Consider the following 14,699-nt stretch of genomic DNA (forward strand, 5'->3'; position numbering starts at 1 on the left):
CCGCCCGGTATTCGACAAGACCGCACGCCCGAGCGCGCCGCACGGCCTGTGAGGCTCGGCCGGCGGCAAATTCCGATCCCCGGATGGGTGGGCTCCGGAGGGAACAACAGACAGCGCCGAACGTGTCCGCAAGCATGTAGCCACTGCTTCCCGTGGCGTAGCCGATGGCCACGGGTCCATGCGTCGTCAACAACCGCCCAAAGGCGAGCACTGGAGAGGGGTGGCTTGGAGGTGCCATGACCGACTCGTCTCCACCGTCGAGTCAACCGACGGATCAGTCGCCGAATTCATCGGGTGACCAGGCCGGCAGAGGCTCACCGCAGAGAGTAGTCGAGGTTGACGGGGCGGTTCAGCGGACGCGGGCAGTAACGGGGCTGCTGGTGGTTGTCCTGAGCGACGCCGCTATAGTTGTCGCGTCAATTGTGGGTTTGGTTGCGCTGAGGTCAAAATCGGCAGACTCCCAAGTCGTCGCGATCCTCACCAGCGCGTTCACCGCCATAACCTCCATCACGACCGCTTATTTCGGCATCCGAGCCGCCACGAACACCGCCCAGAGCTCGATCTCTGGGAGGCGGGATTGACAGAAGGCCTCGCAACTCTCGGTTAGCACTCCAACGTCACCTGGCTCGAGTCGTCCTTATCGAGCGTCAGGACCCTGGCCCCGGGTCCCGGCATGGAGGCGCTGCGGTCCGTGCCGGTGATGCTAGCCTGCGCCGGGCGTTGCGATCTTGGTTACGTCGTTCCGCGGCCCGTTGAGGGAGGCTCACGATGGCAGGTGTTCCGGCGGATCCGGGTGTGCTGCATCCGATGCCCGAACAGCCGCGTGTGGTGCTGCTGAAGCCGCTGGTCACCTCGCCGCTGATCGAGGTCGGGGAGTTCACCTACTACGACGACCCGGATGATCCGACCGCCTTCGAGACCCGCAACGTGCTGTATCACTACGGGCCGGAGAAGCTGATCATCGGCAAGTACTGCGCGCTGGGCGAGGGCGTGCGGTTCATCATGAACGGCGCGAACCACCGCATGGACGGCCCGTCGACCTTCCCGTTCCCGATCATGGGTGGCTCCTGGGTCGAACACTTCGATCTCATCACCGACCTGCCCGGACGGGGTGACACCGTGGTCGGCAACGACGTCTGGTTCGGATACCGGGCCATGGTGATGCCCGGCGTCCGTGTCGGCAGCGGCGCGATCATCGCTTCCGGGTCCGTCGTCGTCGACGACGTCCCCGACTACGGCATCGTCGGCGGCAACCCGGCCAGGCTGATCCGCCGCCGCTACAGCGAGGAAGACGTCGCCCGCCTTCTGGCGCTTGCCTGGTGGGACTGGCCAACTCAGCACATCACCGAGCACCTCCGCACGATCATGTCTGGCAGCATCGACGACCTCGAGGCCGCGGCACCCACGCACCGGTAGCGCCCAGCTCAGGCCTTGCGGCACAACTCGCGGCCGGCGTCGTCGTTGACCAGCGCTGTACGAGAGCGGGACCGGGGCGACCTGCTGGAACACCTGCGCCCTGACGTGGGCTGCCGGCACGTCACCCTCATCGAAGGCAAAAGGCGTAAACGACTCATCGGCGATCGCCATCGGGGTACTGGTCCGGGTTCCACCGGCCTACCGATGGTGTTGTGTAACGATGGAAGGCGTGGGAACTGCGAAAACAGCTATGCCTGCCATCTCGCCGCTGGCCGGCGAGCCAATCAAGCGTGCGGATGCCGAGCGGCTCGCGGGAGTGCTGAAGGCATTCGCCGACCCGGCTCGACTTCGGCTGCTCAGTCTGATCCAGTCAGCTCCGGAGGGCGAGGCGTCCGTGAGTGACCTCACCGCGCCGCTCAAGCTCTCCCAGCCGACCGTGAGTCATCACCTTCGGATCCTCACCGAGGCCGGTCTGCTCGAGCGCGAGAAGCGCGGCGTCTGGGCGTACTACCGGGTGGTGCCGTCCGCGATCGCCGCGATAGCCGACCTGTTGACGCCGCCCCGCAAGCGGGCGACGAAGAGGGCGCGCTGAGCGGCGCTGCCGAAGACCGCGCCGTCGTAGCGGGTGGGCAGGACGGTCCGTGCGCATCACGCCTCGCCTCGTGGCGTCCTTCCGCGTGCCGGCGAACGCCCCTCGCGTACCCCGTGTCGCCCATACCGCGGACGCGCCCGTTGTCCAGCGGTGGCCGCACCGCCGGCTCGTCGTGATCCGTCAGGACGACGAGCCGGCGGCGTACGACCTCGGCCGGCGCCTCGCCGGCGGCGCTCCCGCCGCCCGGATTTGGCGCCATGGCCGCGCGGCCCCAATGACGCTTGGCGCCGGCACCTGGCGAACCTGCGGCGAGGACCCCTCCATCTCCTGCCGTGGAGCGACTTCTTCAGCTATCCACAAGGGATCGATACCTGATCGGCTGGCTGGTCAAGCGCTGCCTTCTCGCCGGCTCGGACGGCGAACGGCAGCACGTTCCCCGGGGGCGGCAGTGGGCAGATGAAGGCGTCGGAGAATGCACACGGCGGCAGGGTGACGCGGTTGAAGTCCAGCTCCACCGGGCCCGCCGTCGCCGGCAGGGGCAGCAACAGGAACCGGGCCGCGCCGTAGCTCTCGCGTCCACTGGTGGCGTCCCGGAACGTGATGTGCGCTTCGCCCTCGTGGCCGGTGTACAGCGCGACCAGCTCGGCGTGCTGGCCGTCAAAGGTGAAGGTGAACGTGCCGACGACCGGGTAGTCCACCAGCCGGTCGGAGTGGCTGTGTTCGGTGCGCACCGTCTGCTCGGCGTCAGCCGGGGTGAACTCGGCGGTCACCACCCAGGCGGGGTCGGGGGCGTACGCGTCGATGCCGGCGAACCGGCGCACCGCCGGCGCGTGCGGGTCGTACGTCCGTACCGCCAGGTCGCCGCCGCGGCGGATGATCTTCAGCTCGACGTCGCCCACCATGAGCCGCTGGTCGGGGCGCAGCACGCCCTCGACGGTCGGTACGCCGTCGACGAGCAGGCCGTCGGCGCCGGACACCCGTACGTCGGTTCCGTCGGTACGCCAGGTGCCGGGTATCCCGTCGATCCGGGTGCGCCCCACCAGCCAGTGCGTGCCGGTCAGCGTGAGGTCCCCGCCGGGCGCCGACACGGCCGCCTCACGTTCGGCGTGCCAGGTCCGCCACTGATCAACAAAGGTCACGGTTCCTCCTCCAGGTCGAGCGGCAGTTGCGGGATGGCCGCCAGCAGGGCACGGGTGTACTCGTCGGCGGGGTTGGTCAGCACGTCCACGGTCGGGCCGCGCTCGACGACGCGGCCGTGGCGCATGACGAGCACCTCCTGGCACAGTTGGCTGACGATCGCCAGGTCGTGCGAGACCAGCACCAGCGTGAGCCCGAGCCGGTCGACGAGGTCCTTGAGCAGGTCGATGATCTGCAGCCGGACCGAGACGTCGAGGGCGCTGACGGGCTCGTCGGCGAGCAGGATCCGTGGGGCCGGTGCGAGCGCCCGCGCGATGGCGATGCGCTGGCGCTGGCCGCCGGAGAACTCGTGCGGGTAGCGCCGTCCGTCTTCCGGGCGCAGCCCTACCGCGGTGAGCACCTCGGCGACGCGCTCGGCGCGGGCTGCCCGGTCCGTACCGATGTGCAGCGAGCGCAGCGGCTCGGCGACGATCGACGCGACCGACATGCGGGGGTTCAGCGACGACCGGGGGTCCTGGAAGACGACCTGGACCTGCCGGCGGAACGCGCGGTGTCGGATCCGGTCGAGGGGTTGGCCGGTGAAGCGGATCTCGCCTGAGGTCGGGCGGTCCACGCCGAGCAGCTGCCGCAGCAGGGTCGACTTCCCGGCGCCCGACTCGCCGACGATCCCGAGGCTGATTCCCTGCCGCACGGTGACGTCCACCCCGTCGAGCGCCGGGTGGGTGCGGCCCGGGAACCATCGGGTGAGCTGATGCCCGCTGAGAATCGGATCGCTCATCGGTACTCCCCGTGCACGCTGGGGCGGGCCAGCCGGGTGACCTGGGCGGCGCTCGCGACGAGCTGCCGGGCGTAGCCGGAGCGAGGCCGGCGCAGCACGTCGTCGACCGGGCCGGATTCGACCAACCGGCCCGTACGCATGACCAGGAGATGGCGGGCCAGTCCGGCGACGACCGGCAGGTCGTGGCTGATGAACAGCAGTCCCACCCCGGTCTCCTCGATCAGCTCGTCGAGCAGGGTGAGGATCTGCGCCTGTACGGTCACGTCCAGCGCGGTCGTCGGCTCGTCGGCGATGAGCACCCGGGGCCGGCAGGCGAGGGCCATCGCCAGGGCCACCCGCTGTCGTTGGCCGCCGGAGAGTTCGTGCGGCAGGGCCCGTACCAGCCGGGCCGGGTCAGGCAGGTGCACCCGGTCGCACCACTCGATCGCGCGGCGCTCGGCGTCGCTGCGGTTGAGGCCCTGGTGCAGCCGCAGCGGACCGGCGATCTGACGGCCGACCGGCATCAGCGGGTCCAGGGCGGTCAGGGGCTCCTGGAACACGATGCTGACGGTGCGGCCGCGGACCCGACGCCAACGCCGGTCCGGCGCGCCGAGGTGGTCCTCGCCGTCGATGAGGATACGACCGCTCGTGCGCATGCCCGGCGGTAGCAGTCCCAGCAGCGCCAGCGCGGTCAGCGACTTGCCCGAGCCGGATTCGCCGATGAGGCCGACCCGGTCGCGGGCGGCGAGGCTGAGCGAGACGTCGCGAACGAGCGGCTGCCCGTCGAGCGTGATGGTCAGCCCGGTGGTCTCCAGGACGGTCATCGCTCCCCTGCCTGCCTTTCCTGCCGTAGCTGCGGATCGAGGACTTCCCGCAGGCCGTCGCCGAGCAGGTTGACCCCGACGACCGTGACGGCGACGGCGAGGCCGGGCAGCAGGACGTTCCACGGGGCCACGCTCACCGTCGATTGCGCCTCTTGGAGCATGCGGCCCCACGACGGTGCGGGCGGCGGAGTGCCGAGCCCGAGGTATGACAGCGACGCCTCGGCGATGACCGCGACGCCGAAGGCGAGGGCGGCCTGCACCAGCAGGGTGTGCCAGATGTTGGGCAGGACGTGCCGGACCAGGATCATCAGTGGTCCGGTGCCGCAGGTGCGCGCTGCGAGTACGTAGTCCTGGGTGAACACCCGGCTCGCCGAGATCCGGGTCAGCCGGGCCACTTCGGCGGAGACGCCGATCCCGATCGCGCTGATCGCGACTGCGGTCGATGCTCCGTACACGGTGACCAGCAGCATCGCCAGCAGCAGGGTCGGGAAGGCGATCACGATGTCGATCACTCCGACGACGGCGTTCTCGGCGAGCCGGCCGGCGGCCGCCGCGAGCAGGCCCAGCGGGACGCCGATGACGAACGCCACCGCGACTGAGGCCAGCCCGATCCACATCGCGGTACGCGCGCCGAGCATCAGCTGGGTGAACTGGTCACGGCCGAGGCGATCGGTGCCCGCCCAGTGCTGTGGGGACGGGCCGGCCAGCCGGGCCGTCGGGTCGGTGTGGTCCAGCCCGTACGGGGACCAGAGCAGCGACACCAGCGCCAGGGCGAGAACCGCGAGCAGCAGCGCCGCGCCGACCAGGAACGACGGCGAGCGCCAGCCTCGGCGTCGCCGGGCGGGGGCGTCGGGCGCCTCAACCGTTTCGACCGCCTCGACGAGGGGTGTGCTCATGCCGAACCTCGCAGTCTGGGGTCGACCAGCCGCTGTACGACGTCGACGACGAGCCCCACCACCAGCACGGTCGCCGTCATGAGGAAGACGGTGCCCTGCACGATCGGCAGGTCGCGGGCCTTGACGCTGGCTAACAGCAGCGAGCCGAGGCCGGGGAGGGCGAAGACGCTCTCGATGACCACGGTGCCCAGCAGTGAGCTGGCCAGCAGGATGCCCAGGATCTGGACGACGGTTGCCGCGCCGTTGCGTGGTCCGTGCCGCCACAGCGCCCGCGGCAGGCTGTAGCCGAGGGAGCGGGCGGTGCGCACGTATTCCTGGCTCAGCACGTCGAGCGTCGCCGAGCGTACGTAGCGCACCAGCACCGATCCCTGCGCGATTGTCAGCGTCGCCACGGGCAGGACCAGTGACTGGATCGCGGCTCCCGGGTCCTGCCAGCCGGTGCGGGGAAAGCCGCCCGGCGGCAGCGCCCGCCACTGCACGGCGACGAGCCAGACCACCATGATGCCGACCCAGAAGATGGGCAGCGCGATGCCCAGCTGCGCCAGCGTCGACACCGCCACTCCGAGCAGACCCCGCCGCCGTACCGCCGCGAACACCCCGATCGGTACGGCCACGATGATCGACAGCACGAACGCGCTCAACGCCAGCGGTACGGTGACCGGGAGCCGGCCGGCGATCTGATCGAGCACCGGCAGTTGGGTGAACAGGCTGTCTCCGAGGTTCCCGGTCGCCAGGTCGCCCAGCCAGTGGCCGTACTGCGCGAGCACTGGCCGGTCGGTGCCGAGCTGGTGCCGGATCGCGTCGATCTGGTCCGGGGAGGACCCGACCGCCAGCAGCGTGACGGCCGGGTCTCCCGGTAGGACCCGGAGCAGGAAGAACACCGCCGAGCCCGCGACGAACAGCGAACCGATCAGCCAGGCGACCCGACGGATGAGGTAGCTGAGCACGGCTTATCGCCTAGCGTTTGGTGATCGGCGCGACATAGAAGCTGTCCGTGCTGTTGTTCTTCTGGTAGCCGTCGACCGAGGTGCTGGCGACCTTGATGGCGGGGTCGAGGAACAGCCAGGCGCTCGCCGCGTCCTCGGAGATCTGCCGGGCCACCTTCTTCAGCAGGGCGGTCTGCTCGTCGGGCGTCGCGGCGGTCTCGGAGTCCTTGACCCACTGCTGCACCTGCGGGTTGTCGTATTGCCAGTAGAACGTCGGGTCGCCGTACCAGACCAGGTCGCGCTGGTTGACGTGGGTCATGATGGTGGCCTGGAAGTTGTGGTTCTTGTAGACCTTGTCGGTCCAGGTCGCGTCGTCGACAGGGGTCAGCGTGATGGTGATGCCGGCCTGGGCGAGCTGGCTCTTCAGCCCCTGGGCGATGATGGTGACCGCGTCCGACGGTACGTAGTCGACGGTGAAGGAGAGACCGTTCGGGTACCCGGCCTTGGCCAGCAGTTGCTTGGCGCCGGCCACGTTGTGGTCGTCGATGCTGGTCAGGTCCTCGTACCAGGGGTCGGTGGGCGGCACCATCGAGCCGATGACCTGGCCGCGGTCGGCCCACACCGCCGTCAGCAGGGCCTTGCGGTCGACGGCCTGCCGGATGGCGTGCCGTACGTCGGGGTTGTTGAACGGGGCGATGGCGTCGTTGAAGTTGAACAGCTCCTTCGTCGTCGAGGTGCCTTCCACGATGGAGAACTGCGGCCGGTTGTCGAACTGGGTGAGCACATCGGGCGAGGACACCTGGGTCACCAGGTCGAGTTGGCCGGCGAGCAGCGCGTTGTTCTCGGCGGTGGCGTCCTTGAAGAAGCGGTACACCACCTGCTTGTTGCTGGCCTTCGTGCCCCAGTACCTGTCGTTGCGGGTCAGCGTGATGGAGTCACCCTGTTTCCAGGAGGTCAGGGTGTAGGGGCCGGTGCCGATCACCGTCGTCTCCGGGTTGCCGGCGTCGGGCTTGGTGACCGCCGCGCCGGTGCTGGTGAGGTAGAACAGGAACGATTGCGACCGCGTCGACAAAGTGACCTTGACGGTGCCATCGTCCGGCGCCTCGATCGTCTTCATGATCGAGAGGTTTCTTCTTGCGGGCGCTGGTCGACTCGTCGGACGTCACTCGCTTGAGCGCGGCCACCACGTCGCCGGCCTTCAGCGGGGTGCCGTCGGAGAAGGTCACGCCGGGCTGAAGGTGGAACGTGTATACCGTGCCGTCCGGCGACACGTCCCACGACTTGGCCAGCAGCGGCTCGACCTTGCCCTCGTCGGTGAGCACGGTGAGCCCCTCGACGACGTTGCGGAGCAGCACCTGGGCGTGGCCGGTGTTGCCGCCCTTGATCGTATTGAGCGTCGTCGGCTCGTTCAGCGAACCGACGGTGATCGTCGCGTCGGGGTCAGCGGCGCCGGTCGTCCCGGGGCTCGTCGACGAGCCGCAGGCGGCGAGCAGGACCGCGAGGGTGGTGGTGGCCGCGAGCGCGCCGAGCGGGCGCAACCGGCGTGCGAAGGGTAGGCCGGACGAGGGCCTGCGGTGAATGGTCATGTCGTTGCTCCAGGCAGACGAAACCGGCGTCGCGCGAGCGCGGGACGCGGTGATTGAGGTGCGTAAGTGAGGGCAGATCAGACGTTGATGACGACGCGCGGGCAGCGTGGCGCGGCAGCCACGGGCGCGGGTCGGGGTGTCAGACCGTCAACAACAGCAGATGCGGCGCGCGGCGACGACACGGACCGCGAGCGGGGTCCGGTCCAACGACGGCGCAGTGTTCACGCAGGTCAGGCTACATGATCACGCAGGTGGGGCGGCAAGCCGGCGATCGTGTCCTCTGCCACAGCTGCGGATCCTGTTCGCGATCCCCAGGTGGCGTGCGGGCTTGGTGAGGGCCTGGAAGACGGCTGCCTCCGTGTCTTGCGTCCCAGCAGGTAGAACTCCTATTTACCAGGTAGGCTAAGTGGGTTAGCGTCGCAGTCATGATCGGTCAGGATGCCCCGCTTGACGGCACCGCGCTCGCGGTGTCGAGGGGATGTTGCCGTGGCTGGACCACCGCGTGCGGCTGCTGCCGCTGACCGCACGTCCCTGACTTCTCTCTACCACCGCATCTCTCTGCCGCCGCGCCGCCGGCTTGAGACGACCGGCGGCGTTTCCGTGACCCGGCCAACGGCCGCTTGCCACGCCGCACCCCCGCAGGTGATTCGTCAGATTTTGAGCGCTACCCAGCACACCGAGAGGACGTCCCCGATGTCACCGTTGACCCTGAGACTGGGTGCAGTTGCCGCCACCGCCACTCTGGGCTGCACTGCTCTCGCCGCTACCGGCACCGCCGCTGCTCCGCTCGGCGCCGCGGCCACGCAGGCCGGGCCCGGGCAGCCGAACATCGTGTTCGTGCTGGCCGACGACCTGGGGTGGGCCGATGTCAGCACCGGTCTCACGAACAAGGGGTCGGGCAACACCTACAACGAAACCCGCACCGTCGACCGTCTCGCCGAGGAAGGCGTCGCCTTCGACAACGCCTACGGCGGCCCCAACTGCGTGCCGACCCGCGCCGCCCTCCTCACCGGGCTCTACGCGCCCCGGCCGACGAACAACCTCTACCTGGTCGGCGACCTCGACCGCGGCGGGGACGGCACGCTACTGGACGGTGCGCCGCAGGGGCTCCCAGACGGCGACGACGCGCTGCCGGGCGAGGCGTACACCGTCGGCGAGGCGCTGCGTGACGCCGGCTACGCGACCGGGTACGTCGGCAAGTTCCACGTGACCAAGACCGCTGAACAGATCACCACCGACTTCGGGTTCGAGGAGAACCTGGGCGGCTCGAACTCGGGGCACGCCAGCCAGTACCACGCCATCAACGGGAAGTTCAACAACAGCATCGGCCCGGCGCTGGACAGGTTCGCCGCCGACTACACCCAGGAGTACGTCGACCAGAACATCAAGCCGTACTCCCACGGCGTGGGCGACGCGACCCTGGACGCCCTCGTCGGCACCGACAAGCACGTGACCGACGCGGTGGCGGACGCGACCGTCGACTTCATCGACCGCCACAAGGACGAGCCGTTCTTCACCTGGGTCAGCGACTACGCGGTGCACGCCCCGATCGGCGACAAGCAGCCACGCGCCGACCTGCTCGCGAAGTACCAGGCCAAGCCGGCCCTTCCCGGGCACCCGGCCGATGCGTCGTACTCCGCGCTGCTGGAGGGCCTCGACCAGGGGCTGGCCCGCATCGTGGACCACCTCGAGACCACCCCGGATCCCCGCAACCCGGGGCATCCGTTGGCGGACAACACCATCGTGGTGTTCACCTCGGACAACGGTGGCACCGCGGACGCCGACAACGGCTGGCTCAGCGGCTACAAGGGTGAAGTGCGGGAAGGGGGGCTGCGGGTTCCGGCCATCGTGTGGAGCAAGAACGCACACCTGGTCGACGGTGCCGTGGTCGACTCGACGCCGGTCCACGCGGTCGACTACCTGCCGACGTTCGCGTCGCTGGCCGGTGCGCAGCTGCCCAAGGGCCTGCGCCCCGACGGTGTGGACCTCAGTGGAATCTGGCGCAACGAGAGCACGCAGCTCGGCGCGCGGCCCCTCTTCTGGCACCTGCCTGGATACCTGATCGAGGGCGCGCGGGACCAGCGCCCCGAGACGGTGATCCGGTCGGGGCCGTGGAAGCTCAGCTACCGCTACGAGACCCAGGACTGGGACCTCTACAACCTGGACAGCGACATCGCTGAGACCACTGACCTGGCCGCCGCGTACCCGGACGTCACCCAGCGGCTCGGCAGCCGGCTGATCCGCTGGCTCAACGACGTCGACGCCCCGCTGGCCACGCTGCGCGAGGGCAAGGACCCGATCACCGTCACCTTCCAGGGCACGGCGTACTCCGACGGGAAGATCACCCACTACGACGAGCCGACGCAGCTGACGTTCCAGCCGGGCGACGAGGTGCCGGCGTTGCTGCCCACGGCCGTCACCGAATGACCTCCGCACATCACCACGGCACCGCCGGGCCCGCCACACCGAGCTGTTGCGCGCCCGGCGGCCTGCACCAGACCGCGGCGACCGGCGGGCTGCTCCAGATCGCCCGCCGGCCGCAGCAGCCGGACCCCGTCGTCCGGGAGGCTGGCCGGTCGCGCTCCACCCGCGGCCAGGTCAGCCTCCCCGGCGGGAGCTTCGCCATGGGCGACGCCTTCGGTGAGGGCTATCCGAGCGATGGGGAAGGACCGGTGCACGAGGTCACCCTCAGCGCCTTCACCATCGACGCCACGACGGTCACCAACGCCGCCTTCGCGACCTTCGTCAAGGCCACCGGCTACGTCACCGAGGCCGAGGCGCTCGGCGTCTCCGCCGTCTTCCACCTGCAGGTGAAGGCCGAACGATCCGACGTCCTCGGGGCCGCCACCGGTACCCCCTGGTGGCTCGTGGTCCGCGGTGCCGACTGGCGCCACCCCTACGGGCCGGCCTCCTCGATCGCGGACCTGCAGAACCACCCGGTGGTCCAGGTGTCCTGGAACGACGCCCGCGCATATGCCGCGTGGGCGGGCAAGCGCCTACCCACCGAGGCCGAGTGGGAGTACGCCGCCCGCGGCGGTCTCGATGGGGCGCGGTTCCCCTGGGGGAACGAGCTGCTCCCGCGCGGCCGGTGGAACTGCAACATCTGGCAGGGCGAGTTCCCCCACCGCAACACCGCGGACGACGGCTTCGTCGGCACCGCACCCGTCAAGCAGTACGCCCCCAACCGTTACGGCCTCTTCAACACCGTCGGCAACGTGTGGGAGTGGTGCGAGGACTGGTTCGCCGCCGACACCTACGCCCGGCGCGCCGGCACCCGCGTCGTCGACCCCCGCGGGCCGGCGGAACCGGACGTCACAGGCCGCCGGGTGATGCGCGGCGGGTCGTTCCTGTGCCACGACTCCTACTGCTACCGGTACCGGGTCGCGGCCCGCTCCGGGAACACCCCTGACTCCGCAGCCTCCAACGTCGGCTTCCGCTGCGCCTGAACAACCCTCAATATCCGCCGCAGATCCCCCGGATCGGTGGCGCTGTTTCCCTTGCCTGTTCTCTTGCACCGGAGGTCCCATGATCACCCGTCGTCAACTCCTCGCCGGCGCCGCCGTCGGCCTCGGAGCCGCGGCGCTCCCGTCCGTCGCGACAGCCGAGCCGAGGACCACCGGGCGACCCCGACCGAACATCGTGCTCGTGCTGGCCGACGACCTGGGCTACGGCGAGCTCGGCGCGTACGGGCAGCGCACCATCGCGACGCCGCGCCTGGACCGGCTCGCCGCCGAAGGGCTGCGCTTCACCGACGCGTACTCCGCCGCGGCCGTCTGCGCGCCCTCACGCTCGGCGCTGCTGACCGGCCTGCACGCGGGCCACGGGCCGGTACGCAACAACCCTGCGGGCGACCCCGACTCCATCGCCTTCTCCGACGGCGACACCACCTTCGCCGAGGTGCTGCGCGCCCGGGGCTACCGCACGGGACTGTTCGGCAAGTGGGGCTTCGGCCCCGAACGGGGCGACCAGCCGAGCCACCCCAACGCCCGCGGCTTCGACGAGTTCCTCGGCTACATCACGCACGGCCACGCACACGACTACTACCCGTCGTACCTGTGGCAGAACGGAGAGCGGCTCGAGCTGCCCGAGAACGCCGGGTCCAACACGACCACCTTCGCCCCCGACCTCTTCCAAGACCGCGCCCTCCGCTTCATCCGGGCCCACCGCCACGAGCCGTTCCTGCTCGTGGTCACCCCGAACCTCCCCCACGCCCCGAGCGACGTCCCCAGCCAGGAGCCGTACGCCGGCGAGAACTGGCCCTCGGCAGACCGCGGCCACGCGGCCCAGGTCACCCGGGTCGACACGTACGTCGGTGAACTGGTCGACGAACTCGCCGCGCAGGGACTGCTCGAGTCCACGGTGGTCCTGGTCACCAGCGACAACGGCCCACACGAGGAGGGTGGCTTCGACCCGGACCGGTTCGACGCGAACGGCCCCCTCACCGGATACAAGCGGAACCTGTACGAGGGTGGCGTCCGGGTGCCGTTGATCGCCTGGGCCCCGGGGCGGATCCAACCCGGCGTGACCGACCGGCTCACCCAACAGACCGACCTGCTCCCCACCCTGGCCGACCTGGCCGGCGTTCCCGGACCGCGCGACATCGACGGCCGATCGTTCAGCTCCCTGCTCGAGCCGAGTCCGACCGCCGCCGCCGCCGCCGAGCAGCCGTACCTCTATTTCTGGCGGCTCGACAACGGCAACACCCGGCGGGCCCGCGAAGTCGATGCCGGCCGCCTGCAGCGCGCGGCCGAGGCGGTACGCGAGGGCAACTGGAAGGCGATCCGTTGGGCACCGGGCACGGACCGGACCGTCCCGGACGACCAGTGGCAGGTCGAGCTCTACGACCTTGCCCACGACATCGGCGAGACGACCGACCTGGCAGCCGCCCACCCGGACGTCGCGGCCCGGCTGGTCGGCCTCCTGCGGCAGTCCTGGATCGACGAGGTCACCCGCGAGGGCTACGGCGTCGAGCTCGACACCCCGGACCTGCTGCTCCCCGGCGTCACCTACGAGATCACCGCCACCCTCGCGAACGGCTCGGCGGTGCCCTGGACCGGCGCTCGGCTGGTGCTCTCCGCGCCCGCCGACTGGACCGTCGAGCCGGCGACCAGCCGGGGGCTCGGACGCCTCGCCCCCGGCACCCGGGTGAGCACCACCTGGCGGGTCCAGGTGCCCGAGGGGACCACGGCGAACGAGTGGCCGCTGGCCGTGTCGGGCTACGCCGTCGCCCGCGACGCGCCGCTCACCTTCCGCGCCGAGCGCCGCCTCACCCCGCCGCCACCTCCGCCGACCACCGACTCGTACCTGAGCGATCTGCCCTGGGTCACCGCGGTCAACGGGTGGGGCCCGGTGGAGCTGGACACCAGCAACGGCAAACAGGCCGCCGGGGACGGCACGCCGATCTCCTTCGGCGGCATCGTCCACGCCAAGGGCCTCGGTGTCCACTCGTACTCCGACGTCACCTACCACCTCGGCGGCCGGGTCGCCCGGTTCACCGCGGTCGTGGGGATCGACGACTTCAGCGCCCGGCAGAGCTCGCGGGGCAACACGATCGCCGAGGTCTGGGCCGACGACCGGCTCGTCCACACGAGCGGTGTGCTGCGGGCGGCCACCGGCCCCGAACCGGTGGACGTCGATGTCCGAGGGGCCCGGCTGCTGCGCCTGGTCGTGCGCGCCGCCGACTCCGGCAACAGCTACAACCACACATCGTGGGCGGACGCCTTCGTCCGGCTGGGCTGACCGGCTGCCTTCGCGAGCCCGGGTTCCGCCCGGCCCGCCAGCGGCCGCCGGCGATGCTGCCTGCTCCCACTGGGCCGTACAGTGCCTAGCCGTGGGAGATCTTCTCCGGACCCTCGCCGCCGCAGCCGGGATGTTCACGGGCACGAACATCGACGACATCATCGTCTTGACTGTGCTGTTCCTGTCTGCCAGAGCGCGCGGCAAGCCTCAGCCGTGGCAGATCTGGGTCGGCCAGTACGCCGGGATCGCAACCCTGGTCGCCGCCTCCGCGATCGCCGCCCTCGGCCTGACGATCATCCCGGACCAGTGGGTGGGTTTGCTGGGCCTGATCCCGTTCGGCCTCGGGGTGCGGGGCCTCATCGGGGCCATCCGCCTCCGCAGTGACGAGGAACTGCCCGCTCCGGCCGTGGCTTCTGGTCTGCTCTCCGTGGTCGGAGTCACGGTGGCCAACGGTGCGGACAACATCTCCGTCTACACCCCGGTGTTCCGGGCGATCGGCGTCGCCTCCAGCCTGATCACGGTCGCCGTGTTCGCCGTTGGAGTCGCCGTCTGGTGCCTGGCGGCATCCTGGCTCGGCTCCCACCGCAAGGTGGTCGACGTCGTCGAACGGTTCGGACACTGGATCGTGCCGGGCGTGTTCATGCTGATCGGTGCAGTGATCGTGATTGAGTCCGGGGTTCTCGCCCGGCTGATCTAGTGCGGTGTCCACTAACGTTCACCGGGTTTCCGATGCACTGTTGTGGATCCTCGCCGTGTGGGCGAGCGACTCCCCACCGGGTGGTGGGGCGGGCCTCCGCAGGCCAACTGATCCTCGCGCCGCCACGGT

General features: G+C 70.1%; 12 protein-coding genes and 1 pseudogene. 6 read left to right on the top strand and 7 right to left on the bottom strand.

The window, feature by feature from the left end:
* Positions 1-768: 768 nt before the first annotated feature.
* Together FXF52_RS37500 and FXF52_RS37505 are read left to right on the top strand one after the other, a co-directional pair.
* The gene (locus FXF52_RS37500; protein ID WP_148804423.1) at positions 769-1,416 is read left to right on the top strand and encodes a CatB-related O-acetyltransferase; all 648 of its coding nucleotides are present in this window, start codon (positions 769-771) and stop codon (positions 1,414-1,416) included.
* A gap of 220 nt (positions 1,417-1,636) precedes the next feature.
* Complete coding sequence (locus FXF52_RS37505) at positions 1,637-2,008, top strand: helix-turn-helix transcriptional regulator (RefSeq protein ID WP_148804424.1); 372 nt, start codon at positions 1,637-1,639, stop codon at positions 2,006-2,008.
* A 350-nt stretch (positions 2,009-2,358) separates the two neighbouring features.
* On the opposite strand, the gene FXF52_RS37510 is transcribed toward FXF52_RS37505, so the two are convergent.
* The 7 genes and pseudogenes from FXF52_RS37510 to FXF52_RS43610 all read right to left on the bottom strand — a co-directional run.
* Positions 2,359-3,147 (bottom strand): DUF1684 domain-containing protein, encoded by a 789-nt coding sequence (locus FXF52_RS37510; RefSeq protein ID WP_255472768.1) that lies wholly within the window; start codon positions 3,145-3,147, stop codon positions 2,359-2,361.
* Positions 3,144-3,923 carry an ATP-binding cassette domain-containing protein gene (locus FXF52_RS37515; protein ID WP_148804425.1) on the bottom strand — a complete coding sequence of 260 codons (780 nt, stop codon included), beginning with the start codon at positions 3,921-3,923 and terminating at the stop codon, positions 3,144-3,146. Before FXF52_RS37515 ends, FXF52_RS37510 begins: the two co-directional genes overlap by 4 nt.
* The gene (locus FXF52_RS37520; RefSeq protein ID WP_148804426.1) at positions 3,920-4,726 is read right to left on the bottom strand and encodes an ABC transporter ATP-binding protein; all 807 of its coding nucleotides are present in this window, start codon (positions 4,724-4,726) and stop codon (positions 3,920-3,922) included. The genes FXF52_RS37515 and FXF52_RS37520 overlap by 4 nt, the downstream gene beginning before the upstream one ends.
* Entirely contained in the window at positions 4,723-5,622 is a 900-nt protein-coding gene (locus FXF52_RS37525) for an ABC transporter permease (RefSeq protein ID WP_148804427.1), read from the bottom strand. Before FXF52_RS37525 ends, FXF52_RS37520 begins: the two co-directional genes overlap by 4 nt.
* Positions 5,619-6,569, bottom strand: coding sequence for an ABC transporter permease (locus FXF52_RS37530; protein WP_148804428.1), 951 nt, complete (start codon positions 6,567-6,569; stop codon positions 5,619-5,621). The genes FXF52_RS37525 and FXF52_RS37530 overlap by 4 nt, the downstream gene beginning before the upstream one ends.
* Positions 6,570-6,579: 10 nt before the next feature.
* Positions 6,580-7,665: an ABC transporter substrate-binding protein gene (locus FXF52_RS43605; protein WP_255472770.1), complete on the bottom strand. Its 1,086-nt coding sequence runs from the start codon at positions 7,663-7,665 to the stop codon at positions 6,580-6,582.
* A 76-nt stretch (positions 7,666-7,741) separates the two neighbouring features.
* A pseudogene (locus FXF52_RS43610) lies at positions 7,742-8,134 on the bottom strand (ABC transporter substrate-binding protein); the annotation flags it as partial.
* A 702-nt stretch (positions 8,135-8,836) separates the two neighbouring features.
* On the opposite strand from FXF52_RS43610, the gene FXF52_RS37545 reads away from it, so the two are divergent.
* The 4 genes from FXF52_RS37545 to FXF52_RS37560 all read left to right on the top strand — a co-directional run bounded on the left by FXF52_RS37545 (position 8,837) and on the right by FXF52_RS37560 (position 14,570).
* Positions 8,837-10,561 (top strand): sulfatase, encoded by a 1,725-nt coding sequence (locus tag FXF52_RS37545; protein ID WP_187413946.1) that lies wholly within the window; start codon positions 8,837-8,839, stop codon positions 10,559-10,561.
* On the top strand, positions 10,558-11,580 hold the full coding sequence (locus FXF52_RS37550; RefSeq protein WP_148804432.1) for a formylglycine-generating enzyme family protein: 1,023 nt from the start codon (positions 10,558-10,560) through the stop codon (positions 11,578-11,580). The genes FXF52_RS37545 and FXF52_RS37550 overlap by 4 nt, the downstream gene beginning before the upstream one ends.
* A gap of 79 nt (positions 11,581-11,659) precedes the next feature.
* Positions 11,660-13,873 carry a sulfatase-like hydrolase/transferase gene (locus FXF52_RS37555; RefSeq protein ID WP_148804433.1) on the top strand — a complete coding sequence of 738 codons (2,214 nt, stop codon included), beginning with the start codon at positions 11,660-11,662 and terminating at the stop codon, positions 13,871-13,873.
* A gap of 91 nt (positions 13,874-13,964) precedes the next feature.
* Positions 13,965-14,570, top strand: a complete 606-nt coding sequence (locus tag FXF52_RS37560; protein ID WP_255472772.1) for a cadmium resistance transporter — start codon at positions 13,965-13,967, stop codon at positions 14,568-14,570.
* The last annotated feature ends 129 nt before the right edge of the window (positions 14,571-14,699 follow it).

Source organism: Micromonospora sp. MP36, assembly GCF_008119785.1.
In the GTDB taxonomy this organism is placed as follows: Bacteria; Actinomycetota; Actinomycetes; order Mycobacteriales; family Micromonosporaceae; genus Micromonospora.